Below are 24869 nucleotides of genomic sequence, written 5' to 3'. Positions count from 1 at the left end.
TCGAATTCGATCGGGACGGGTCTTTTTCATCGCAACAACGCAGGAGGGGCGGGAAGCTCAGGAAGCTGCATAAACGGGAGGCCTCTTTTTTGAAACTTTATTTTATTGGAGATTAAAATTCATCGTCGCCGAACTGAACAGCATGTTCTGAAATTTATAGCTCAAAATCCTTCTCGTGCTTCTCTTTATGTGATTGAAAACTCAGCTTTGGTTGGAACAAAAGCTTATGCTTTTTCTCAATCAATTCTTTGACAGTAGTGAATTTAAAGATAAAGTCATCGGCACTTTCCAAACCAATGAATCATAGCTGCATTGCCTTCCTTCCCCTTGTCACCCTCTCCGGCATCCGATATGCTTTCTAAGAGGTGATAACAAACATGGAACAGCACAAAACATCTAAGGAACGAAATCTATCCGCCCCCGCTTTTTTTGCACGGCCAAGCGTACAGCAGTTTACTCAGCAATCGGATGAACAGTGGCGAGTAAGCGGTGAGTCCAAGATCATCATCATCGAAAATGCAAACTCATCCGGCAATCCGGTATTGGCTGACATGGTTTCGCTAGTCCAGTCCGAATTCGCGGCCAGACAGCTTCCGAACGAAGACCGGATAGGCCGGATTCCTGTCCAGACAGGAACGATCAGCGCTGCCGGTGCCGGTGATTTGGTGGTAGAGCTCATGGACCTGGAGTTTCTCCGAAATCACATCCAATCTCTGGGCCGCGGCGAGCATAACGCGCCGTCTGCAAGTCAAGGCAGCGAAGCCTACACGCTTGAGATCGGCAGCTTCGTGCACCTGAAGTCGGCCACTGAACGGGGGCTTCTCTATGCCTTTCGTACCCTCCTGCAGCAGCTGCTGGCACAAGGCTGCCTGGCTTATGGAACCGTAGTCGATTATCCTGCCGTTCAGGAAAGAGCGTTGCACGTGGATATCGGCCGGAAATTTTTCAGCAAGGATTGGATCCTAAATCGCATTAAAGAGCTGTCCTGGCTCAAGTTAAACGTATTGCAGCTGCATTTTTCGGAAAATGAAGGGTTTACCCTCCAATGTGACAGCCATCCGGAAGTCATGTCTCCGCAGTATTTAACCAAAGAGGACCTCGAGGAAATTCTGCAGACAGCCAAAAGGTATCACGTAACAGTTATTCCGTCGCTGGATTCTCCCGGGCATCTCGGTTATGCGCTGAAGGACCATCCGGAATGGCTGCTTCAGGATTCGTCAGGCGCGCCAGCCAAAGGAGCTTTGGATATCACAAATGAAGAAGCCAAACGTTTTGTGCTTGATTTGATCGATGAATATGCAGAGCTTTTTCAAGAGAGTCCTTATTTCCATATCGGCGGGGATGAATTTATTGATTTTGAGCAGTTTGCCCTGTACCCGCAATTGGAGAAATATGCCCAAGAGAAGCTTGGGATTCAGGAAGGACAAGGCGTAGATACATACATCGACTATATCAACCAAATAGCAGTGCATCTCGAAGAGAAGGGCTTTATTGTCCGGGCCTGGAATGACGGCTTGTACCGCCAGGACCAGACGCAGCGCGTCCATCCCAAAGCCTCCATTCAGATTACGTACTGGACGAAATGGCACCGCAACATGGCAACCGCTCAAACCTTCCTGGATCTGGGCTACGAGCTTATCAATTATAACGATGCTTACTTCTACTATGTGCTGGGGGAAAACGCCGGCTATAAATACCCTACAGGTGACAAAATCTACGAAGACTGGCATCCTGGTCTGCTGCCCAAGATCAGCGATACCGAGAAACAGGAGTATCCGGTGCCTTACCCGTCCAGCCTGATCGGCTGTTCCTTTGCGATCTGGAGCGATACGCCGGACGCTCAAACCGAGCAGCAGGTGGCTGAGGGCATTTATGAGCCGCTGCGGGCAATGGCGGAGAAAGCCTGGATCGCAGAGAAGCGGTATGGAAGCTATGAAGCATTTAAGCGGATGACAAGCAGCATAGAATAAGATCACGAATATTTATGAAAAAACACCGGCAGCCGTTGTTCGGAATTATCCCTGCGTATTGGTTTCTTTAGTAATTAGGGAGGTTCCGTCACGAGTTTGGCCGGTGTTTTTTGTCGATCTCCGTTATATGAACACACCAAACAAATAAAATTTAAAATAAATCTGATAAGTGTGACTTTTATCACACCTATTGTGAAATAATTCACTTATAATAAAGCCATAAGAGATGATCATCAAACAAAAAAACTAAAAGCAATAAACAAAATCACAAATGAAGAGAAACCAAAAGGAGAGATTTATATGTTTAACAATTGGCTGAGAAACAACAAAGTGGCAATGTGGCTGCTGACGATCGTTCGGGTTTACCTCGGATACCAATGGATGACGCATGGTATTGAGAAATTGACGGGCGGCTTTGACGCAGGAGGCTTCCTGCAGGGGGCAATCGCGAAAAGCACCGGCGAGAATCCGGCTGTCCAAGGCTGGTGGGCCGCATTCCTGGAACACGCCGCTCTGCCGGGCGTAAACATCTTCAACGTCCTGATCCCGCTTGGTGAATTTCTGGTAGGCCTTGGGCTGATCCTCGGTACCTTCACCACCTTCGCTGCTCTGATGGCGGTCGTGATGAACACCGCGTTCCTCTTCTCGGGTACTGTAAGCACTAACGCACAAATGCTGATTCTTGAAATCTTCATCGTAGTCGCTGCTGCCAATGCCGGTAAAATTGGTCTGGACCGCTGGGTAATGCCTTACATCCGCGGCTTGTTCAAACGGGAAAGAAACGAAGAGCAGCAGCCTCAAGCTCCGGCACCCAGAAAAATGAAACACACAGCTTAACCCAAAAGGTGAAATAACAGATTGAGGATATTCGCCCCGCGTCCTGCCGGCGAATATCCTCTCCTTTTGTTTTTCCGCTTTCCATAAATAGGTCATTGTTTCTGCCAGATTAATGATATATAATGAGAACTCGTATTTCCCTTAACAATTTAATAGCAAGCCTCATCTGATTGTGATGAGGTAGAGGTCGCGGTTATGAAGAGTAACGCCGGAGGAAGCTTGAAGCAGCTGAAGATCCCGGCCGAAAGGCATGACCGCCGAAGTCCGCTCCCTGCTTCATAGGGGGCGGTGCTGGGGCTGTTTCCGAAAGGGACAGAACTGTCACGGCTGTTTTTCGCCAAAACGCCGTGTTGTGCTATCTTCATGAAGGTTTGAGGCAGATAATTTCTAATGATCCAAAGACCGCGCGAAATAGCTGCGGTCTTTTTTTCTGGTTCTTCCTGCATGATTTTAGGGGTATCTTTGAACAACCTAAAGGAGTGTATTGTTGTGAACAAAAGTCAGAGCCCTTCCACCGGATTAAAAGCCGGTTTGAAAGCCCGGCATATGACGATGATTGCCTTGGGCGGCTCGATCGGCACGGGGCTGTTTCTCGCCAGCGGTGGTGCAATTTCCTCCGCCGGACCGGGCGGAGCCATCGTCGCATATGCGGCCATTGGTTTAATGGTGTATTTCCTGATGACCAGCTTGGCCGAGCTGGCTTCCTACATGCCGGAATCAGGTTCATTTGGCACCTATGCCAGCCGGTTTGTTGATCCGGCACTGGGTTTTGCACTTGGCTGGAATTATTGGTACAACTGGGCCATTACCATTGCTGCCGAGCTGTCGGCCGCTACTTTAATTATTAAATACTGGTTTCCGGGAAGCTCATCCTTCCTCTGGAGTCTGCTGTTCCTGGCCTTGATCCTGGGCCTGAATGTCTTGTCCGTTAAAGGTTATGGAGAATCGGAGTATTGGTTTGCCATTATTAAAGTCGTTACGGTTATTGTGTTCCTCGCTATTGGTGTCTTAATGATCTTTGGCATTTTGGGCGGTAAATCCTCCGGTTTTGACAACCTTACGACCGGTGATGCGCCGTTTAACGGAGGTTTTCTGGCTCTCCTCGGCGTGTTTATGGCGGCGGGTTTCTCCTTCCAAGGCACCGAACTGATCGGTGTTGCCGCGGGAGAAAGCGATAATCCGGCGAAGAACGTTCCAAAAGCGGTCCGGCAAATTTTTTGGCGTATCCTGATCTTTTATATTCTGGCAATCTTCGTGATCGGCATGTTGATCCCCTACACCAATCCGGATTTGCTTAAAGGAGATATCGGCAGCGTGGGCACCAGTCCGTTCACGCTGGTCTTCAAGAAAGTAGGCCTCGTATTTGCCGCGTCGGTCATGAACGCCGTTATTCTCACTTCGGTGCTGTCGGCAGGCAACTCGGGCATGTATGCTTCCTCCCGGGTCCTGTATGGCCTTGCCAAAGAGGGAAAAGCGCCTAAGCTGTTCGCCAGGCTGAACCGCCGGGGCATTCCGATTTATGCCGTGCTGCTTACCGCAGCCGTTGGCATGCTGGCTTTTCTGGCCTCTTTCTTCGGGGACGGCGTCGTATATACCTGGCTGCTGAACGCCTCCGGGATGTGCGGATTCATTACCTGGCTCGGCATCGCGATCTGTCATTACCGTTTCCGCAAAGCTTATCTAGCGCAAGGACGCAGTCTAAAAGACCTTCCCTACAGGGCAAAATGGTTCCCGTTTGGTCCCGTTATTGCTTTCCTGATTTGCGCCGTTGTCATCGTCGGGCAAAGCATGTCCGTTATTTCGGACGGCCGCGTGGATTGGCTGGGACTGGTGGCTTCGTATTTAAGTATTCCGCTTGTTCTGGTTTTATGGCTGGGCTACAAATGGACGAAACAGACCAAGGTTATCCCTTTGACGGAATGTAATCTAAACCCGGGAGCGGACAAATAAAAGAAAAAGCTGCACACCGCGCATCTAAGCGCACTCATCCCTCTGGACGAACGGCTTCCATTTTTTGCTGGGGCCCCGTCCAAGGGATTTTTATTTTTTTCCTGGGACATGGGTAATAAAGAAGGAATGGATTTTTTCTGAAAGTTACAGTAAGTGGGAGGGGAGCCTTATTCGGAATAGACTTCTGCTGATCCGTATCCTAAATGAAATTTTGATCTCCCTTTGGTTTATATCCGGTTCCGTGAGCTTGTTTTTTCCAGCGGCAATGGAGATGGGAAGATGGTTTTTTATCGCGGGAAGTGTGCAGATGCTTGTCAAAAATGTCATCCGATTGGTCCGTCATTTCGGCCTTCGATTTGGCTCGAGAGCTTTGAATCCGTCCGCTTCAGCTTCTCCAGCTCGTTCTCATAGGGAGAGGCAACAAAACCGCTGGCGATCGTGAATGGGCTTATCTCAGTTCGGACTTCCAAGGTTCAGCTGTTATTCAGACGGGTCTGTGTAAAAGCTTTCCGGTATTCGGTTGGCGTTACGCCCTCAAGCCGTTTGAACCATTTGGCAAACTGCTTGTCGTCCTGTATGCCGACCTTTGCGGCTACCTCTTTGACGTGCAAGGGGGTGCCGGTCAGCAGTTCCTTGGCTGCTTCAAGCTTCAGCTGGTGAATATGCCGGAGCAGGCCGGAGCCAAACCTCCGCTTGAACATCCGCGACAGGTAGTCCTTGTTATAGCCCATTTGCAAGGCAATCCGCTCAACGGAAATATCGGGCTCGAGCGCATGAATCCGAGTCCATTCCAGCAGCTTCGGCAGCTGGGGATCAAGGGCCTCGAGGCCGCTGGAATTCTGCAGCTGTTCAGCTAGCTCAATCAGCAGCGAGGTCAGAAAATAGTCCCCGGCCGCACGGATCTGGTTGCCTCCATTGGCCGAGTGCAGCAGCTGCCGGGCCAGGATATGGATTCGCCCGGGATTCGGGCAGCTCGCATATTGCGGGATCTGACTATCCGGGCTCCCGCTGGCTGGCTTGGCCTCATCCGGAATCAGAAAATGAAACCAATAGAAAGAAACCCCCGGCAGCGAAAGCCTGTAGCCGCGGTGTCTTACTCCGGGCTCCAGAAGGAGCATATCCCCGGCTTTCACCTCGTACATAAGCCCGTCCGCTTCAAGAAAAACAACGCCGGATACGCCGATAATCAGCTCATAATCCTCAATGGTCCTGTCCATATGCGACCAATGCCCATCGGACATGAATTGTCCGCCCATGCGGAGCTGATAAGGTTTTCCCCAATATAAAGGAAACATGATAATCCTCCTTCGCTGCAGATAGAAGGTCATTTTTTGACACTTATTATACAAGAACCTCTACCGACAAGTACGCTTTTTTTCATTAGTATGGAGATATAAGGAACCTTGCCGGGAAGTTTAACCGTGATGGAACAGCTTCTGATCCAGCATGACCGGATTTAGCCGGATTGTCTCTGCTTTGCCGCGTGACCGGTTCCTGTCCAATCCGAACGATGGAGCGTGATGTCATGAACAACGAATTCAAACGTGTAACCGCCGCTGCCGCCCACTCTAGCCGTCCTTTGGAGCTGCGGTCCGTCCAAATCAACGATCCCTACTGGACTCCTTATCTGGATCTGGTCAGGGATACCGTAATCCCTTATCAATTGGAAGCGCTTAATGACCGGATCCCGGGAGCCGAACCGAGTTATGCGGTCGCCAATTTCCGGATTGCCGCCGGGTTTGAGAAGGGCTCATTCGGGGGGATGGTTTTTCAGGACAGCGATCTGTACAAATGGCTGGAAGCCGTCGGTTATTCGCTGGCCGTCAAACCGGATGAGGATCTGGAGCGCGAAGCTGATGAACTCATTGACCTTATTGCCTCCGCTCAACAAGAGGACGGGTATCTCAATACGTATTTTACGGTGGCAGAGCCGGGTGCAAGATGGACCAATCTGACTGAATGCCATGAGCTTTACTGCTCGGGCCATATGATTGAAGCTGCTGTTGCGTATTACCGGGGCACCGGCAAAACCAGGCTGCTGGACGTGGCAAAACGGATGGCTGATTACATTTCTAGCGTATTTGGAACCGGCGAAGGACAAATTCGCGGCTACGACGGCCATCAGGAAATCGAGCTTGCGCTTGTGAAGCTTTATGAGGCAACAGGGGAAGAACGTTATTTAAATCTGAGCTTGTATTTTATTGAGGAAAGAGGGCGGCAGCCGAGCTTTTTCCACAAGGAATGGGAGCAGCGCGGCAGGACCTCGCATTGGACGCCGGGCGTTGTCCAGCAGAATCCTCCGGATCTGGCTTACTTCCAGGCGCATAAGCCGGTCCGGGAGCAGGAGTCCGCAGCGGGTCATGCGGTCAGAGCGGTTTATATGTACACCGCCATGGCGGACCTGGCCGGACATACCGGGGATGAAACCCTCCTGGAGGCCTGCCGCCGGTTATGGCGCAATACGGTCCGCAAGCAGATGTATATCAACGGAAGCATTGGTTCAACGCATCACGGCGAAGCTTTTACGTTTGATTATGACTTGCCCAACGACACAAACTATTCCGAAACCTGCGCTTCGATCGGTCTGATCTTTTTTGCAAGCCGTATGCTGCGGCTGGAGATGAACGGCGAATACGCCGATGTGTTGGAGCGGGCTTTATATAATACGGTAACAGCGGGGATTGCGAGGGACGGCAAACATTATTTCTATGTTAACCCAATGGAGGTATGGCCGAAAGCCAGCGAACAGAATCCGGGCAGACACCATGTCAAACCAGTCCGGCAGCAATGGTACGGCTGCGCTTGCTGCCCGCCCAACATTACCCGTCTCCTGTCCTCCCTTGGCCAGTATGTATTTACGGCGGGCGAAGACACGTTGTACGTGCATCTGTATATCGGCAGCGAAACGCGGGTGGCGTTCGGCGGGGATGATCAAGCCGCCGCCCAGGCTGTCATTAAGCTGGACAGCAGCCTGCCTTGGCAGGGAGAGGCCAGGCTGACCGTCAGCGACAGGGAAGGCAGCGGACGATTTACCTTGGCGCTGCGGGTACCGTCTTGGTCCCATGCCACAGTATTTACGTTAAACGATAAGCCGGTTATCCCGGAGATTCGTGACGGTTACGCTTACTTGGAACGGGATTGGCAGGAAGGGGACCAATTCGCTGTTTCGCTCGATATGCGGCCGCAGCGCATCTATGCAAATCCGCAAGCGAGAGCGGATGCCGGAAAAGTTGCCCTGCAAAGAGGACCGCTGATCTACTGCTTGGAAGAGACAGACAACGGCGCTTTACTGCCTGCCCTCAGCCTGCCAAGAGAAGCGGAGATCCGTGAAGCGGCGGGAATGGGGGATGTCCTGGAAGGTGCCGTTCTGCTCGAGGCGGACGGCTGGCGGCTTGAGGCTGGTCAGGCAGCCGGCAGCGGGGCGTTGACTCAGGGGCGGAATGAAAGCGGGAAGAAGAACGGGAACAGGGACGAGAACGGGGATTGGACCGGGAACAAGGGTGAGGAAGATTACGAGAAAAACGACCGGATAAACAACGTGAACAAAGATGAAGACAGTCTGTACCGCTCCACTCCGGCCGCGGTCAAGCCGCAAAAGCTGACCGCCGTGCCTTATACGCTTTGGGGCAACCGGAAGCCGGGGGAAATGCTGGTGTGGATCAGGGAATAGTCACCCTATTTGAACAACAAGAGACAAGCGGGCAAACAGGAGCCGGAATTTCCTCCGGCTCCTGTTTGCCGTCCTGGTGGCACCAGGGTCTCCTAAATGGTTTCCTCCAAATTCTCATTCCTGTTCTTATTCATGTTCTCGCTCAGGTTTCCATGCAGGTTATGGTTGAGGTCATGCCCTAATCCATATAACGTTTCTTCTTCACGCCAAGCGGCGCCATGCCGTTTGGCGATCTCGAGGAAGGCCTCCAGCGCCGGCGATTTCCATTTCTTCTTGTGAACCACCATTTGCGTAGACAGCCGCAGCGGACGGTCATCCCATTCGAGCTTAACAAGTTTCCCCTCCGCCAGCTCTTGATGGACACTGATCTGCGGGAGCAGGGAGAGGCCGAGCCCAGCCATCACGCATTGCTTGATCGCTTCAATACTCCAAAATTCCAGCTTCTGCTCTGGGAAGACGCCCTGGTTGTTCAACTGGCGTTCAAACAAGGTCCGGTAGGTGCAGCCCGGTTCCGTATAAAGCAGCGTTTCGTGCTTTAAGTCGGACGGTGTAACAAGCCCATGATCTGCCAGCGGATGGCCGGCAGGGGCGACCAGCGCCATCTGTTCCTGAACAAGGATTTCGAGCTCGAGATCTTTGGTTTCCTCGGCGGGCTGGAGCAGAAACGCCAGATCAAGCTCGCCGTTCTGCACCATAGAGGTCATTTCCCAGCACAAGCCGGGTTTCAGCATAATTTTAACCTGAGGAAAGTTTTGCCTGTATTCGCGGATGATGCCGGGCAGCCGGAAAGCCGCCAAGGATTCGGGAGACCCGATGGTTAAGGTGCCGCTGATTTCTTCATGGGAGCGCAGCGCATCTTTGGCCAAAGTGTGCATTTTGGAAATTTCCTGCGCGTAAGGAAGCAGACGCCGTCCGGCGTCGGTCACTTTGATTTTTTTGCCGATCCGGTCGAACAGAGGGACCTCAAGCTCCGTTTCCAGCGCCTGAATCTGAGAGGTAATGCTGGACTGGGCGTAGCCGAGCTTAAGCGCTGCTTTGGTGAAGCTGCCCGCTTCCACTACGGTCAAAAAGGTAAGCAAATGCCGGGATTCCACTTTGGTTTCCTCCTTCCTTCTTCTCTTATCGAAATTTTCGATGATTATTATTCGATATTTCCGTTTCTTCGATGGATCTATTATCTGTTACGATATAGAAAAAGACAAGATGGAGTGTGTGCAAAGCTAGATGGAAAATTCAGGTTCACTTCAAAAAACAATCAAACTGCCGCAGGCGGCAGCTTTATATGCGGGCGCCGTCTTGGGATCAGGCGTCCTGATCGTACCCGGACTGGCAGCGGAGCTGTCGGGACCAGCGTCCCTGCTCGCTTGGGGATTCATGACCCTGCTGGTGCTGCCGATGGCTTTATCTATGGGGCTTCTGTCAGCCAAATATCCGAATGCCGGCGGCGTATCCCATTTTGTAACGATGGCTTATGGCCCCAAGGCCGGGGCACTGGTCGGCTGGTTTTTCCTGATGTCGGTACCGATCGGCGCCCCTGTAGCGGCATTAACTGGAGCCGGTTATTTAACGGCGGCTATGGGTTGGGGTGAACCTGCCCGAGTTCTCATCGCTTCGCTTATGCTGCTGATCGGGCTTTGGATTAATGTGACCGGCATGAAGGTGGCAGGAAGTATTCAGGTAGCCGTCGTCATTTCGATTGCGGCAGTTCTGGTGCTGGCGATTGCGGCCTCTCTGCCGTCGATGGAGCCGTCCCATTTTACCCCGTTTGCCCCGCATGGCTGGATCAGCGTCGGCCAGTCTGCCGCAATGTTATTCTGGTGTTTCATCGGCTGGGAGGCCGTCTCGCATTTGTCGGAAGAATTTGTGGACCCCCAGCGCACCGCCGTAAAAGGAGTAATGATCGCGGCCATAGCCGTCGGCCTTTTATATTTCCTGACCGCCTTGGCCACCGTAGGCACTCAAAGTTATCTGAAAGGCGGGTCTGACGTCTCCATGATTTGGGCGATCAGCCGGCTGTTTGGTCATTGGGGCGGCGTTGTCGCCGGGCTTACGGGCGTATTTATTTGTACGGCTACCATTATTGCTTACGCAGGTGCGGCTTCCCGTCTGGCTTACGCGTTGTCCCGTCAGGGTGAAGCCCCGCGCTGGATGGGCCGTTTGTCCGTCAAATATAAGACTCCGGTAGGAGGTCTGGTCTTTTTAGCTATTTGTTTCGCAGGAATTATGGTGCTGTATGGCAGCGGGACCCTTTCACTTACGTTCCTGATTCAACTGCCGAATGCTTCCTTTATCTTGACCTACCTGGGCGGCTGCGCGGCGGGCATCATCTTGTTAAAAGGCAGCAGGTGGGGCGTAGTTTTGTCGTGGGTTTCTTTTCTTTGTACGGCGGTCGTGTTTCCTTTTGTAGGTTGGGCGTTTCTGTATCCGCTGCTGATCGTAGTGCTGTTTTGGCTGGTCAAACGAAGTCAAAGTAGAAAAGCTGCTACACCCGGAAGGCTCCGCCATTCGGGAGAAGGAAGCCGGGAAGGGGAGCTGGATTAAACGAGCTGCCCGAATTACCCGAATCGCTCGAATCGCTTAATAATCAATAAAAGTTTTCTTAAAAAAAGAAACGGCCTGAAGTCTTATAACAACGTCTGGCCGTTTTTTTCTGATGCGGGATCCATTTTTTCCACGGTATCGGTCAATTCGAATCAGTCTCTTCAGCCTAAACCCCCAGCTTATTCCTGTACTCCTGAGGCGTAAGGCCGAAATGCTTGCGGAACAGCTGAATGAAATAGCTTGGTTTCTGGTAGCCAAGCGATTCGGAGATTTCATAAATTTTGTCCTGGGACTGCTCAAGCAGCACGGCTGCTTTCTCCATCCGGACGCGCAAAATATATTCGCTGATGCCCTCGCCGGTTTCCAGCTTATAGATTTTGGACAGATAGGAGGGATTGAGGTAGACATGAGCCGAGATGGTCTGCAGGGAAGCGCTGTCCGGATGCTCCGCAATAAAATCTTGCACTTTACGGATAATGACCGACCGCGAATCTCTTTCGACGCCGCTGACGGAACGGCGATAATGCTCCATTACCCGCTGTGTCCACTGCCGCAGCTCTTCTGCAGTTTGGATCGGCTGCCTGCTGGCGACCGCATAGAAATCCTCACCGATCGTGTCGGCCAGCCACTTTTTGGTGCGGTGGATCAGCCCGGCGATTGAAGAAGCAATAGCCAGGTAGCTTTCGAGGATGTGCTCCTGCGAGCCAAACCAGTCCTCCTCAAGCTCCCGGAAAATAGCATCTGCTTTCTGCTCCGCCGCTTCCCACTGGCCAAGCTCCAGCAACGTGCCCAGGTTCGGCGCGCGGTACAGCTCGCCGAGCAGCCGCGGTTCGCCGCGGTCGGGCTCGCGGGCCAGCGACACGAACAGCTCGCTGTCGCTGCCGATGAAGTGACGGAAGCCGGCCAAGGACGACCGGTACATCGAAGCGATGTCCCCGGGGAATTGGCCGCTCTTGCTGGCGAGCACGGATACGCCCGTGCGCAGGTAGGTCTTGGCCGCATGCTGCAGCTGCACGGCCTGCGTCTCCAGCCAGCCGTCCAGCTCTACGGCTGACGGCTGCTGCCCTTGCGCGGCTTCCGCGGCGGAGCCGGAAGCCGCGCCGGGCGCCGGCTTTGGCGTCAGGACGCAAACGGTGAACCCGTTTGCGTCCTGGCAGCTCCAAAGCCGCATCCGGTCGCCGAACAGTTCGGCGGCCATGTTGGTGAGCGCGTAGTCGAGAAGCGCTTCGTCCGCGGCGTCAGCGCCGCCCGGGCGTGGCTCCTGCCGCAGCAGCAGCATGCGGCAGGGCGAACCCGGATGTACGGGCAGCTCGTACATCGCCAGCTTTTTGGCAAAGGCCGCCGTGTTCCCGGCTTCCTTGCCGCTGATCAGATCCAGCAGCAGGTATTCCCGCAGCTTGGGCAGCTGCTCCCGCAGCGCGTACATCGCTTTCTGCATCGATGAAATTTCCTGCCATTCCCGTCTGCGTTCCTGCAGCGCTTTGCTGACTGTGTTCATCAGTTCTTCATCTTCCACGGGCTTCAGCAGATAATCGTGCGTTTTGAGCTTCAAGGCTTGCTTCGCGTATTCGAAATCGTCATAACCGGTCAACAGGATGCATTTGACGTGTTTCCAATTTTTCTTGATTTGTTCGATAAGCCCCAGCCCGGACATACCGGGCATCCGGATGTCTGTGACGACAACGTCGATGGGGTGCTCATAGAGGCATTCCAGCGCTTCTGACCCCGAATAAGCTTTATGCACAACACTAATGCCAATGGTGTCCCAGGGCAGCATGTCGGCCAGATCATCGGCCAGCACAGTTTGATCGTCAACGATAAGCAGCTGATGCATGTCATTCCCTCCCGGAGATCTATTTATTTAAGAAACCTCATCCAGCTCCGAGGTTGTATCCATCGGCCAATAGAGAGAAGCCTCGACGCCGCCCTCATTCAAGCGCTGGATTTTAAGCCCTGCTTCCGGACCAAATTGAAGCAGCATACGCTGTCTGGTGTTCCACAAGGCGCAGCCTTTGTCTTCGGCCGGAGGCATCGTAATCTGATAATCAAGCGATTTCCATTCGTCTTCGGTCAGGCCAACTCCGTCATCCGTCACCTTGATGAAATGAAGACCGTCTTCGATCCCGGCTTGAATGCGGACCGTTCCGCTTCCTGCCGGCTCAATGCCGTGCAGAACGGCATTTTCCACCAGCGGCTGCAGAATGAGGCGGGGGAGCTCAAGCTGCTCGAACCCGTCCGCGATCTGAATCTCGTATTTAAGATCCTGGACTTTGATTGCCTGAATCGCGAGATAGCTGCACACCAGATCAAGCTCCTCCTCCAGCCGTGCGGTTGTCCGCTCCGAACGGGTCGTGTAACGGTAATATTTGCTGAGATGCATCGTCAGCTGCATCACCGTTTCTTTTTCCCCCATGCGTGCCAGACTCCGGATCAGCGTAAAGCAGTTATAGAGGAAATGCGGATTGATCTGCGACTGCAGCTGTTTCAGGTTGGCGTCCCGGGAGCGGATCTCTTCCAGATAAACGTTTTGGATGAGCTGCTCAATCTGTTTGGCCATATCGTTGAAGCTGATCATGAGGAAATGGAATTCATTGCCTGGGTGGAAAACCTTCAGCGTCGGGTATTCGCCCCGGCGCAACCGGCGTACCCCCCGAATCAGCTCGCGGATGGGAACCTGTACGTTCTTATACAGGATATATGCAGCGATGGTGCTGCCGATCAACAGAAAGAAGATGCTTCCATAGAATAGATAGCTGTTGGATGTGATCGGACGGACCACGTCCTGGATCGGCATATAATCCACGAGATACAGGCCCAGCTCAGGCATCCATACACAGCTGGCGACATATTCACTGCCCGATAAAGTGAAACGGGTAAAGGGCTTTTGAATCAAATGCTCCGGATCCAGCTGCCCGATCAGCTCCTGCTGCAGGGCAAGATCGGCATCCTGGGCCGCTATTCTTCTGCCTTCAGGAGTCAGGAAGAACGGATCGCCTTTGCCCCCGCTTTTAAAACGGTCCAGCGCCTTGGACAGGTCGGTGACAGGAAAGCTCATCTCCACCAGCAGTGCGGCTTTGTCCAAAGAGGAGTCGATCGGGTCAGTGATGTAGCGGATAAACCGAGGACGACCGCGGAAATAATCCGGAACATCTTCGGTATAATGCCAGGTCCGCGAGAAGTTGCGGCGGATCTGATCGCTGTTATACGGAATGGAGGCATTGGAAGAGATATAAGTACTTGTGCCCGGAGCGTAGATACTGAGCGTTGTATCCCAGGCGGAGGAAGCGATCATCAGCCTCATTTTCTCATCAATTCTAAGCTTTTCATTTGTCAGTTCATAAAGGGAAGCGATTTCAATAAATTCAAGCGTCCGCACATTCATATCCTCGCTGATCATCAGTCCGCTTTTGGAAAGCTGGGAGGCGCTGTTATCGGTTTGTGCGGCGAAGTAGGTCAAATCCTTGTACATCGATTTCTCGACCTCGCTGGTGACGACATGCAGGCTCGTTTGGTTGGAGAACCAGTACAGGACGAGGATAGGGAGGAGCAGCAAAAGGATAAGTCCCATTACTTTTGTAAACGTATTCATATGGAATTTCACGAAATGACAGCCTCCTCCGGCATGCGGATACAGGAAACAAAAAATCGGGTATCGTTCCAAAATGTTTGGTGCAGACGGAAAAATATGTGAACTATATACTTACTATTGCAGGATGACGGCGCAGATGTCAATCCGCAAAAAGAGTTTCAGGAAAGGATTTTGGGCATGGAGACACCAATAAAAGCTGTAGAAGCGGGCACCGCCATTCGGAGATCCGGAATGAAAGGTTTTCTGAGGAGGACTTGGCCCCTGCATCTGATGCTGCTGCCGGCAGTTGTGCTGCAATTCTTGTTCGGTTATTTGCCGCTGGGCGGACTTGTAATCGCATTCAAAGATTACAAGCCTTATGACGGAATCTGGGGTTCTGCTTGGGTCGGGTTTAAGCAGTTCAAGTTTATGTTCGAATATCCGGACAGCAAGCAGGTGATTATTAACACCGCGCTGATTGCCGGATTAAAGATCATCTTCAACATCGTGGTTCCGTTTTGTTTCGCGCTGCTGCTGAACGAAGTGCGCCGCAATTCGTTTAAGCGGACGGTGCAGACGCTTGTTTATTTACCTTATTTTATTTCCTGGGTATTCCTTGGGGGGATTTTGACCGACATGCTGTCCAGTGACGGCATCATCAACTCGTTGCTGCAGAACTGGTTTGGCATAGAACCGATCCTGTTCCTCGGCAACGGCATCTGGTTCCGGGTTATTGTCGTAATCAGCGATGTCTGGCAGCAGTTCGGCTTCGGCACCATCGTTTATCTGGCCGCATTGGCAGGTGTTAATCCGTCGCTGTATGAAGCAGCCGAGGTGGATGGCGCAACCCGGTGGAAGCAGACGATTAACGTTACGATTCCATCGCTTGCCCCGATCGTGATCGTGGTAGGGACGCTGGCAATCGGCAACATTCTGAATGCCGGCTTTGACCAGATTTTCAACCTGTATAACCCTCTTGTGTATGACAAAGGGGACATTATCGATACCTTCGTGTACCGAACCGGGATATTGAACGGTCAATACAGCTTTGGCACGGCGGTGGGCATTTTCAAATCGGTTGTCGGCTTTGTGCTCATTGTGATCGGCTACCGGATTGCATACAAGCTGGCGGATTACAAAATCTTTTAAGGAGTGCGGAGCATGTACCATAAAACAACGGGATACAGAGTATTTTCGGTATTCAATTATTTGTTCCTGATCATTGCAGGCCTGCTGTGCATCCTGCCGATCATTCATATTCTGGCTGTGAGCTTCAGTGCCAGCGCCCCGGCGAACGCACATCTGGTTGGTCTTTGGCCGGTGGGCTTCAACTTCGATTCATATACAAAAACGATGAACAATCCCAATTTTAGCCGGGCTTTTGTGATTTCTTTGATCCGGACGGTGCTGGGGACCGCGATTACGATGAGCGTAATTACGCTGGCCGGTTACGTGCTGTCCAAAGACTCGTCGGTTTTGAAGAGCCGTAATATTTATGCCTGGTACTTCGTCTTTACAATGCTGTTTACGGGCGGCATCATCCCCAGTTATATCATCGTGCGCAACCTGCACCTGATGAATACGATCTGGGCCCTTGTTCTTCCCGGCGCCGTGCAGGTGTTCAACATGATCCTGCTGATGAACTTCTTCAAAGCGACACCCAAAGAATTGGAAGAGGCTGCTCTCATTGACGGGGCCGGGCATTTCACGATCTTGTTCCGCGTGTACTTACCGCTGGCGATGCCGGCTGTTGCGACGATGTCGCTGTTCTCGATTGTAGGCAACTGGAACGCCTGGTTTGACGGTTTGCTGTATATCAACAACTACCGCAACTATCCTTTGGCGACCTTTTTGCAGACGATCATTGTTCAGCAGGATTTCAGCAAGCTGAATCCGGATGTCAACGAACTCAAAAATATTTCGCAGCGGACCGTTAAAGCGGCGCAGATCTTCATCGGTATATTGCCGGTGCTGCTGGTTTATCCGTACCTGCAGAAGTATTTTGTGAAGGGAATTGTACTGGGAGCGGTGAAAGAGTAGAAATCCAAGATGTCAATAAATTAGCATCGGCATCAAATTTTGGGCATTTCAACCATAGCATCCTGCGATTTATAGTTAGGTAGAAGAGAGAAGTAAGCGCTCTCAATCAAATTCTAGGGGGATAAGAAATTATGCAATTCACTTGGAAAAGAATGCTGGGCTTGTCGCTGACGGCAGTGTTGTCATTCAGCTTGGTGGCCTGCTCGGGAGGAAACAATGCTTCCCCGAACGCCAGCGGCGGAAACAATACGCAAAGCGAAAGCGCTGGAAATAATAGCGGAGGCAGCGGCAATACGTCCGCCTCAGGCGTTGACGAAACCGGCTGGGACGGTAAGAAATATGTGGAGCCGATCACGTTGACTACGGTCAAAGGTGTGGGCACGAACTACTTTTTCAAAACCGGCGAAACGATGGAGAACAACGTGCTGCAGAAATACATGAAAGACAATCTGGGCATTGACGTGAAATACGACTGGGTCGTAACGGATACAAACGACGCTTACAAAACCAAGCTGCGCCTGATGCTTTCTTCCGGTGAGAAAATGCCGGACGTTATCACTTACCGCGGTGACATCGAAACGGTGAACATGCTGATCGATTCGGGACAGTTCATGGATGTAGGTGAACTGTTTGATAAATACGCCGACGACGCGTACAAACAAGGCGTTGCCTTGAACCCTGACACTTGGCTGGCTGTAACGCGCGACGGCAAACGGATGGCTTTGCCTGTACTGGATTATGCGTACAACGGTGACTTGGTGCTTTGGCTCCGTCAAGACTGGATGGATAAGTTGGGCTTGCAAGCGCCTAAGACGCTGGCCGACTTTGAGAATATCATGGACGCTTTTGTCAACCAAGATCCTGATGGCAACGGCAAAAAGGACACAATCGGCCTTGCCGCCGGATTCAAGAATACGTATCTGAACTGGATGACCGACATCAGCTGGGTATTCGGTGATTACGGCACACTGCCTGGCCAATGGAATAAGGCTGCTGACGGCTCGCTGACCTACGGTTCGGTAGATCCGGCTGCTAAACAAGCGCTGACAACCTTGAAAACCTGGATGGATAAAGGGTACCTGTCCAAAGATTCCGGTGTCCTGGATGAAACAACCGGTTCCGAGCTGTTTACCAAAGGCAAAGCCGGTGCGATTGTAGGTCCAAACTGGATGCCTGACTGGCCGTTCAGCGACCTGCTGAACAACGTGCCGGGCTCGAAATACAAAGCTTATCCGATTCCGGTCGGACCAGACGGTAAAATTGGCGCGCAAAGCGGCAATCCATCGGTTAACGGCTGGATGTTGATCAACAAAAACGCCAAACATCCGGAAGCTCTGCTGCGTTATTATAACTTCTTCTTTGAAAACTGGGCGAATCCGGAGAAGGGCGGCATCTTTGAAAACGGCTTTGCCGAAGGTTACGACTGGGCGAAATTGCCGGACGGTTCGATCACCAAGGACCCGCAGAAATATCCGGACCTGTTCCCGGGTTATGCCGACCGTACGAAGCTTGTAGAACCGATTTACTATTCACTGACCTTTGAAGGTGCACGTATTCCTGCGCTTTACGCGGATACGATGCTTAAGCTGGCGAACGGCGGCACGCCGGAAACACCATATGAAGTGCAAACGGCGGCCATCCGTAAGCCGGAAAATATTGAAGGCATGAAGATCGTTATGGATCAGAAGGACATCCGTATGAAGAATTACTTCCAGGGTCCGCTGACCGAAACGATGAAATCGAAAAACGAGCTGCTCAATAAGCTGGTTAACGAAACGTACTCCAAGATCATTTACGGCCAAACCCCAATCGATCAATTCGACAAGATGGTTTCTGATTGGAAGAAATCCGGCGGTGATCAAATCACTAAAGAAGTCAACGAATGGTATCAATCCGCTAACAACAAATAAAACAAAAGCTGCCGGTCATTCAACGGGTCAGTCCCAAATGTAACGGAAAAGGAACGCTGCACAAGTCTGTAGCGTTCCTTTTTATGAGCAGGTCCTGCAATTGTCTTAACTATTTCTTGAGAAACGCCAAGAGAGTACCTTCAATAATCCAGATTCAGGAAGGGAGACATGTAAGGAATGACGTTATCTATGGGAAAAAACAATCGACTTCGGCGGCAAATTGCCGCTGTATTGTTCGGGACTGTGCTGCTGGCCGGTCAGCTGCCGGCTGCTGGTTGGGCCGCTCCGGTATCAGGCTCCGCCTCTGCTTTTGCCTCAACGGGTTCAGGCACAGCTATTCCCCCAACTCTGCCTGGCGCAGTCAGCGTTTTAACTGACGGGGTAAGCGCAGGTTCAACTTTTAAAGATGTTCAGGGGACCTGGGCCAGTGGGTCAATCGGAAAATGGGCAGCGCTGGGTCTTGTAGAAGGCAGCGGCGGCAAGTTCCGGCCGAATGATACGGTTAGCCGCGCAGAGTTTGCCAAGCTGGTCAATGCCTTGTTTGGCTATAGCGTCAAGTCCGGGACAACGTTCTCGGATGTGGCTCCGAACAAATGGTATGCCGAGCAGGTTGGTATTGCGCTGCAAGCTGGATATATGGAAGGTTATCCGGATCAACTGTTTAAACCGGAGACGGCCGTAACCCGGCAGGAGGCTGCCAAGATTGTTGCCTCGCTGTTCCCGCTGTCGAAAGCAGATTCATCAGCCGTGACAGGCGGATTTGCGGATCGTTCGGAGATTGCCGGTTTTGCTGTTCAGCCTTTGGCTGATCTTATTCAGGCGGGAGCCGTAAAAGGCTTTGCAGATGGAACACTTCGGCCCAAGCAGCCCTTGACCCGAGCGGAAGCCGTGGTGCTGCTTGACCGGCTTGCCGGCGAGATTGTTCATAAACCGGGTAACGTGGAAGGCTTGAAATCGGATGGAGGATTACTGATTGCCAGCGGTGCTGCGACTATTAAGGATGCCGAAATCAAAGGTAACGTATTGATAACGGCGGGCGTTGGTGAAGGAGACGTAACGCTGGATGGACTTCGTACAGACGGGGTCTTATATGTGAACGGCGGCGGCAGCCACTCGGTACATCTTCACAATTCTTCGGTAGGAACAGTAGTTGTAAATAAAAACGGAAGTCCGGTTCGGGTTGTTCTGGAAGGCAATTCCAAGGTAGGTGCGATGAGCGTAGAAACGGGAGCCGTCATTGAGGTTGGCGAGCAGGCTGAAGTTGCCAATCTGCAAGTGGAGCCATCTGCAGGCGGTACAGAGCTGAGCGTGAAAGGAACGGTAGGCGAGCTTCATGCCCAGACTGCGGGAATAACGCTGAATGGAGAAGCCGTTAAGCAAGGGGCCGTTTTGGAAGTACAAAGCGGGAAGACCGCTGAAAAAGGGGAGCCGAAACCGAGCCAGCCGCCTGCAGTTCCTTCGGGCAGCGGTTCCACTAACGGAGGCGGAAGCGGAAGTGGAGACAATGGAGGAAACAACGGGGGTGGCGGCAACAGCTTGATCACACCGGTATTGACGCCAGACCAGGACAACAACGTGCTTGGCCGGGATGTTGTGCTTACTTTTGCGGATAATCAGGCTTGGCGCAGCGCGATCACAGAGGTGCTGCTGAACGGCCGCCGGCTGACGCTCACGGAGGATTATGTTATAGGCGCTGGTTCCCTGACGTTGAAAGCTTCCGTGTTCACGGCGACGGGCAATCAAACGGTCAAAATCAAGGCGGCTGGATATGCAGATGCTGATGTGATACAGCCAATGGGCGAATGGCAGCTCGTTTGGAGTGATGAATTTGATGGAAGCGGCACCAAACTGGACAGCAACGGGGTTGATCTGGACAAATGGGGCTACCAGAACGGGACAGGAGCTGAATACGGCCTGGATGGCTGGGGCAACAATGAACAGCAGTATTACTCCAAAGATAATCTGAAGGTCGAGGATGGCAAGCTGACGATTACAGCCAAGAAGGAGTCGATGAATGGTAAACCTTACACTTCAGGCCGGCTTTGGACATCGCCTACATTCAGCAAGCAATACGGCCGTTTCGAAGCCAGCATCAAAATGCCTGAAGGAGAGGGATTTTGGCCGGCATTCTGGATGATGCCCAAGGACAGCGTATATGGCGGATGGGCGTCGTCAGGCGAACTCGACATCATGGAAGCCAGGGGCCGCCTGCCGGGAGAGACGTCCGGCACGATTCATTTTGGCAAGCCTTGGCCGAATAATAAATCGAACGGCGGCGATTACCACTTCCCGGCAGGCCAATCGATTAGCAGCGGTTTTCATACTTATGCGGTTGAATGGGAGCCGGGAGAAATCAGATGGTATGTAGACGGAAATCTGTTTCATAAAGCTAACGAATGGAGCAGTGAAGGAATCGGACAGCCGGACAAATACGCATTCCCGGCTCCTTTTGATCAGCCTTTTTATATCATCCTAAACCTGGCTGTAGGCGGTAATTTCGACGGCAATGTGCTCCCGCCGGACTCCAAGCTTCCGGCCGAAATGCAGGTTGATTATGTAAGAGCCTACGAATTAGACGGCAAACCTTACAAAACGCCGGTAGAACCCGTGCTGGCCAAAGAGCCAATTCCGACTGAAGCCAGACAGCCTGTAGACGGCAGCTACATTGCCGATCCGAATTTTGAGCAGAGCCTGACGGATATTACGACCAGCAGCCAGCCGCTTTCGGCGGATAAATGGAATTTCCTGCATACGCCGGATTATGGAGGAGCAGGTTCGGCCTCTATAGAGCCGATTGACGGCCGTAATTTTGCCAAGATTATACCGACAAACGGCGGCAATCAGAACTACTCGCTGCAGTTGATCCAATATGCACCCTTGGTTAGAGGGCATGTTTATAAGTTAAGTTTTGATGCCAAATCGAACGCTGATCGGTCTATTGCCGTGAAGATGGGAGGGGATGCCGATAACGGCTGGTCGGCCTATTCCGACAATTTTGACGTCAAACTGCAATCTTCGCTTAATCATTACGAATACCGTTTTGTTATGGGAGCCCAAACTGATTTGACGGCCCGTCTTGAATTTAATGTGGGGCTGAACACCAGTCCGGTCTGGATCGGCAATGTCCGCTTGGAGGAGACCGACCAGGTCGTTGATCCTGATGGAGCGAAAACACCGCTGGATGATGGGAATCATGTTTATAACGGCACCTTTGATTTGGGCACGATGGATCGCATGAAATATTGGAGCTTTAGAACGGATGGAGCTGACGCTTCAGCCAGCGTGGATCAGAACCGGCGCGAATTGACCGTCGACATCCGGAACGGCGGGGGCCGTCCGGAGGCGGTGCAGCTGCTACAGAAAGGAATCAATTTGCTGCAGAGCGATTCATATGAGCTGAGCTTTGAGGCGAAGGCCGATGCACAGCGTACCGTAAACGTCCGATTTCTGAGCAAGGATGGATCCACGGTTTACGGAAATATCAACGATATCTCGATAGGTACGACAGTCGGGAAGCATACAGTCAGCTTTACCATGCCGGAGCAGGTTACGGATCCGGAGGGCCAACTGGTGTTTGATTTGGGAAGCAGAACCACGGCTGATTCAACCTTAACCTTGGATAACATCCGGTTGATCCGTACGACCAACAACAACGTTGATTATTCCAAGGTCAGCCTGTATCCGCTTGTCAACGGGGACTTTTCGGCGGGTTTGGCCGGCTGGGAGCCGTTTACGCAGGGAGCGGCTGCCGGCTTTAGCGCGGCTGACGGCATGGCTAAAGTGTCTGTAACCAATGTGGGTACGGAAGCCTGGAATATCATGCTCAACCAGTCCAACCTGAATTTGACCAAAGGTTTTACCTATGTGCTCGCTTTTGACGCCAAGTCGTCGGTCACCCGCGATACGGAAGTGACACTGGAGGATGCGGCGTACAACCGCCGTTTCGACTCCGGCTTCATTTCCCTGGAGCCGGATTGGCAGCATTACGAATATACGGTTAAATCGACGGCGGACGATAACGTAGCGTTGAAATTCCTGCTCGGCAAAACCCCGCAGGCTCCAAACGGCGCCCACGAGATTTCGTTCCGCAACGTGGTGCTGGAAGTGAAGGACGCTCCGCTGAAACGTCCGCCGGCGCTTGCAGCGGATGCGACCGATAACCGGTTCGGCCAGCCGGTGGAGTTGGGATTCAAAGAGAACGAAGCCTGGCGGACGGCCATTGGCTCGGTTTTGGTCAATGACCGAGTGCTGGAGACCGGGGAATATGAAGTTCAGCCGGGAAGCCTGGTCCTCCATCCTTCTGCTTTCAGCTCGGAGGGCACCTACCGGATCACGGTCAAAGCTGAAGGGTACGCCGATACGAGCGTCACGCAGGTTCTGATTGCAAGCGATGGGAATTTGCTGGTCAACGGAGGATTTGCGCAAGGCAAAACCGGCTGGGAGCTTTGGGTAGCGAACGAAGGGGATTCGACCTTTGACGTCAAGGATGGGGCTGCCGAACTGAACATTCATTATTTCGGCGGCTTGGACCCGCAGTGGGGCGTGCCTTTCAGCTGGTATACCCAGCTGATGCAGTCCGGCGTCCAGGTAGAAGCCGGGAAAACGTATGAGCTCTCCTTCCGGGCGTGGTCTTCCGTAGACCGTCCGATTCTGATTGAGCTTACGGGTTATAACAACAGCCAGCAGCTTCCTTTTTCGATTACCGGGGATTCGCAAAAAGTGTATACGGCTGTCCTGAAGCCTTCGGCTAATGCCACCTTTACGCTGAAGTATCTGCTCGGCAATGTTATTACGGGCGATCAGACCACTCCAGATTCCGAACATGTTCTTCATTTCGATGACATTAAATTAAAGGAAGTTAAAGGAGGGCCGCAGCTGACAGCTGATACGACGGAGAACCAGGCTGGTCATGAGATCGAGCTCACCTTCCCGGACGATCCGGGCTGGCGCGAGGCAATAAGCGGCGTACAAATCAATGGAAACGCTGCGGCTATGGAGAAGGTGACCATAGGTCAGAGCAGCATCAGGCTGGATCCTTCGCTGTTCCTGTCCCCAGGCAGTTATACGATTGCAATTTTGGCCGATGGCTATGGGGCCAACGAGGTTTCCCAGCTGATCCTGTCAGCATCGCCTAACGTGGCGCTGGGTAAAACGGCATCCGCTTCCTCGTCCGTGCAGGCTGCGGCCAATGCGGTAGACGGCAATCCGAACACTCGCTGGGAGTCCGAATCTAAAGACCCGCAGTGGTTTTCGGTGGATCTTGGCGGTCTTTACCGGATCGATTCCGTGCTTTTGAACTGGGAAGGCGCGTACGGCAAAACTTATCAAGTGCAGGTCTCCCAAGCCGAGCAGCCGGGGGACGACGACTGGACCGATTGGTATACGGAAAATGCAGGGAATGGTGGTCAGGACCTGATTTTTGAGGAACCGGCTGAAGCCCGCCATGTACGTGTGTTAGGAACAGCTAGAGGCACGCAATACGGTTATTCTTTATGGGAAATGGAAGTGTACGGCACTCCTGCGGGAGATTCAGGCGAAACCGGGGAAGACGGTGGCAATCCCGGCCCGGGAACAGCGGACCCCCTTGCCCCGCCTACCGTAACTGCAGATACCTATGACAATTATACGGACCGTGACCTTGACTTGACCTTTACGGCCGATCCTTTATGGGAGCAGGCGGTTACCTCCGTCTCCTTAAACGGGAAGGAACTTCAGAAGAATACGGATTATTTGCTTCAGGCAGGCATATTGACTCTCAAAGCAGGAAGCTTGGCTGAACCTGGAGTTTATACCGTTTTGATCAAAGCGGCAGGATACGCAGACGTTTCCATTCAGCAGGAAGTTCTGCCCTCCGGCGGGGAAGATGGCTCAGGCGGAAGCGGGGATGAAAGCCCGAATTTGGCTCTTCACCGTCCTGTAACGGCTTCCAGCTCCAACGCTAATTTTGATCCGAATGTGATCACTGATGGAGATCCTCAGACCAGGTGGGAAGCCAACTGGTCTGAGGGGGCAGAGGCGGAATGGATCTATGTGGATCTTGGAAGCCTGCAGCAACTGCAACAGCTGGTGGTGCATTGGGAAAGAGCCTATCCGACTCACGTCGATATCCAAGTGGCGGATGAACTGACAGGAAATGAATCCGATTGGCAGACGGTCAAAAGTGAAGAGCTTGATAAAGAGGATGCGGACTTGACCCAACTAATCGACCTGGAGCCGCTAGCTGTCTCCGGCCGCTATCTGCGCCTTTACATGACCGGCAGGCATTTCGAGATTTATGGTCCTTCGATTTATGAGGTAGAAGTTTATTAACACGTTATAAAAAAGGAAAAACAGCCCCTGGTCGATGGACCCGGGGCTGTTTGACTTCAGATCGGGCCGATGGA

At 52.4% G+C, this 24869-nt stretch carries 15 protein-coding genes, 1 pseudogene and 1 riboswitch; of the genes and pseudogenes, 11 read left to right on the top strand and 5 right to left on the bottom strand.

Annotated elements, in window-relative coordinates:
- Positions 1-105: 105 nt before the first annotated feature.
- From CBE73_RS22115 to CBE73_RS22645, 5 genes and pseudogenes are all read left to right on the top strand, one after another.
- Complete coding sequence (locus CBE73_RS22115; protein WP_174704680.1) at positions 106-252, top strand: hypothetical protein; 147 nt, start codon at positions 106-108, stop codon at positions 250-252.
- Positions 253-377: 125 nt separating this feature from the next.
- The gene (locus tag CBE73_RS07595) at positions 378-1970 is read left to right on the top strand and encodes a beta-N-acetylhexosaminidase (RefSeq protein ID WP_094093729.1); all 1593 of its coding nucleotides are present in this window, start codon (positions 378-380) and stop codon (positions 1968-1970) included.
- A 300-nt stretch (positions 1971-2270) separates the two neighbouring features.
- Positions 2271-2807, top strand: coding sequence for a DoxX family protein (locus CBE73_RS07590; RefSeq protein ID WP_094093728.1), 537 nt, complete (start codon positions 2271-2273; stop codon positions 2805-2807).
- 173 nt (positions 2808-2980) lie between these two features.
- Positions 2981-3173, top strand: a riboswitch (Lysine riboswitch).
- A gap of 180 nt (positions 3174-3353) precedes the next feature.
- Positions 3354-4757: an amino acid permease gene (locus CBE73_RS07585; protein ID WP_229752511.1), complete on the top strand. Its 1404-nt coding sequence runs from the start codon at positions 3354-3356 to the stop codon at positions 4755-4757.
- Positions 4758-4821: 64 nt separating this feature from the next.
- Positions 4822-5040: pseudogene (locus tag CBE73_RS22645) on the top strand (YrhK family protein); the annotation flags it as partial.
- A gap of 40 nt (positions 5041-5080) precedes the next feature.
- Here the strand turns inward: CBE73_RS22645 and CBE73_RS22370 are convergent.
- Together CBE73_RS22370 and CBE73_RS07575 are read right to left on the bottom strand one after the other, a co-directional pair.
- A complete protein-coding gene (locus tag CBE73_RS22370) occupies positions 5081-5227 on the bottom strand; it encodes a hypothetical protein (RefSeq protein ID WP_244905531.1) in 147 nt (48 codons plus the stop codon).
- Between the two features lie 3 nt (positions 5228-5230).
- Complete coding sequence (locus tag CBE73_RS07575; RefSeq protein WP_174704679.1) at positions 5231-6052, bottom strand: helix-turn-helix domain-containing protein; 822 nt, start codon at positions 6050-6052, stop codon at positions 5231-5233.
- A 230-nt stretch (positions 6053-6282) separates the two neighbouring features.
- On the opposite strand from CBE73_RS07575, the gene CBE73_RS07570 reads away from it, so the two are divergent.
- Positions 6283-8427, top strand: a complete 2145-nt coding sequence (locus CBE73_RS07570; RefSeq protein WP_094093725.1) for a glycoside hydrolase family 127 protein — start codon at positions 6283-6285, stop codon at positions 8425-8427.
- A gap of 92 nt (positions 8428-8519) precedes the next feature.
- Here CBE73_RS07570 and CBE73_RS07565 read toward each other — a convergent pair whose 3' ends face one another.
- A complete protein-coding gene (locus CBE73_RS07565; RefSeq protein WP_094093724.1) occupies positions 8520-9521 on the bottom strand; it encodes a LysR family transcriptional regulator in 1002 nt (333 codons plus the stop codon).
- A gap of 130 nt (positions 9522-9651) precedes the next feature.
- Between CBE73_RS07565 and CBE73_RS07560 the strand changes: the two genes are divergently transcribed.
- Positions 9652-10968 (top strand): amino acid permease, encoded by a 1317-nt coding sequence (locus CBE73_RS07560; protein WP_094093723.1) that lies wholly within the window; start codon positions 9652-9654, stop codon positions 10966-10968.
- 166 nt (positions 10969-11134) lie between these two features.
- Here CBE73_RS07560 and CBE73_RS07555 read toward each other — a convergent pair whose 3' ends face one another.
- Complete coding sequence (locus CBE73_RS07555) at positions 11135-12802, bottom strand: response regulator (protein ID WP_094093722.1); 1668 nt, start codon at positions 12800-12802, stop codon at positions 11135-11137.
- Positions 12803-12829: 27 nt separating this feature from the next.
- Complete coding sequence (locus CBE73_RS07550) at positions 12830-14569, bottom strand: sensor histidine kinase (protein ID WP_094093721.1); 1740 nt, start codon at positions 14567-14569, stop codon at positions 12830-12832.
- A 219-nt stretch (positions 14570-14788) separates the two neighbouring features.
- Here CBE73_RS07550 and CBE73_RS07545 point away from each other — a divergent pair, with 219 nt between their 5' ends.
- The 4 genes from CBE73_RS07545 to CBE73_RS07530 all read left to right on the top strand — a co-directional run bounded on the left by CBE73_RS07545 (position 14789) and on the right by CBE73_RS07530 (position 24795).
- Entirely contained in the window at positions 14789-15685 is an 897-nt protein-coding gene (locus CBE73_RS07545; protein WP_094096188.1) for an ABC transporter permease, read from the top strand.
- A 12-nt stretch (positions 15686-15697) separates the two neighbouring features.
- Positions 15698-16576, top strand: coding sequence for a carbohydrate ABC transporter permease (locus tag CBE73_RS07540; protein ID WP_094093720.1), 879 nt, complete (start codon positions 15698-15700; stop codon positions 16574-16576).
- A gap of 131 nt (positions 16577-16707) precedes the next feature.
- Positions 16708-18486, top strand: a complete 1779-nt coding sequence (locus tag CBE73_RS07535) for an extracellular solute-binding protein (RefSeq protein ID WP_094093719.1) — start codon at positions 16708-16710, stop codon at positions 18484-18486.
- A gap of 177 nt (positions 18487-18663) precedes the next feature.
- The gene (locus tag CBE73_RS07530; protein ID WP_094093718.1) at positions 18664-24795 is read left to right on the top strand and encodes a hemoblobin-interacting domain-containing protein; all 6132 of its coding nucleotides are present in this window, start codon (positions 18664-18666) and stop codon (positions 24793-24795) included.
- Positions 24796-24869 lie beyond the last annotated feature (74 nt).

Source organism: Paenibacillus physcomitrellae, from assembly GCF_002240225.1.
Classification (GTDB): Bacteria; Bacillota; Bacilli; order Paenibacillales; family Paenibacillaceae; genus Fontibacillus; species Fontibacillus physcomitrellae.
Note: the sequence above shows the minus strand (reverse complement) of the source record. Positions and strands in the feature narration are given on the sequence as shown.

What these genes read in the sequence shown, in the direction of transcription:
- CBE73_RS07595 (WP_094093729.1), top strand. Translation starts at nt 378, where the DNA reads ATGGAACAGCACAAAACATCTAAGGAACGAAATCTATCCGCCCCCGCT.
- CBE73_RS07590 (WP_094093728.1), top strand. Translation starts at nt 2,271, where the DNA reads ATGTTTAACAATTGGCTGAGAAACAACAAAGTGGCAATGTGGCTGCTG.
- CBE73_RS07585 (WP_229752511.1), top strand. Translation starts at nt 3,354, where the DNA reads ATGACGATGATTGCCTTGGGCGGCTCGATCGGCACGGGGCTGTTTCTC.
- CBE73_RS07575 (WP_174704679.1), bottom strand. Translation starts at nt 6,052, where the DNA reads ATGTTTCCTTTATATTGGGGAAAACCTTATCAGCTCCGCATGGGCGGA.
- CBE73_RS07570 (WP_094093725.1), top strand. Translation starts at nt 6,283, where the DNA reads ATGAACAACGAATTCAAACGTGTAACCGCCGCTGCCGCCCACTCTAGC.
- CBE73_RS07560 (WP_094093723.1), top strand. Translation starts at nt 9,652, where the DNA reads ATGGAAAATTCAGGTTCACTTCAAAAAACAATCAAACTGCCGCAGGCG.
- CBE73_RS07555 (WP_094093722.1), bottom strand. Translation starts at nt 12,802, where the DNA reads ATGCATCAGCTGCTTATCGTTGACGATCAAACTGTGCTGGCCGATGAT.
- CBE73_RS07545 (WP_094096188.1), top strand. Translation starts at nt 14,789, where the DNA reads ATGAAAGGTTTTCTGAGGAGGACTTGGCCCCTGCATCTGATGCTGCTG.
- CBE73_RS07540 (WP_094093720.1), top strand. Translation starts at nt 15,698, where the DNA reads ATGTACCATAAAACAACGGGATACAGAGTATTTTCGGTATTCAATTAT.
- CBE73_RS07535 (WP_094093719.1), top strand. Translation starts at nt 16,708, where the DNA reads ATGCAATTCACTTGGAAAAGAATGCTGGGCTTGTCGCTGACGGCAGTG.
- CBE73_RS07530 (WP_094093718.1), top strand. Translation starts at nt 18,664, where the DNA reads ATGACGTTATCTATGGGAAAAAACAATCGACTTCGGCGGCAAATTGCC.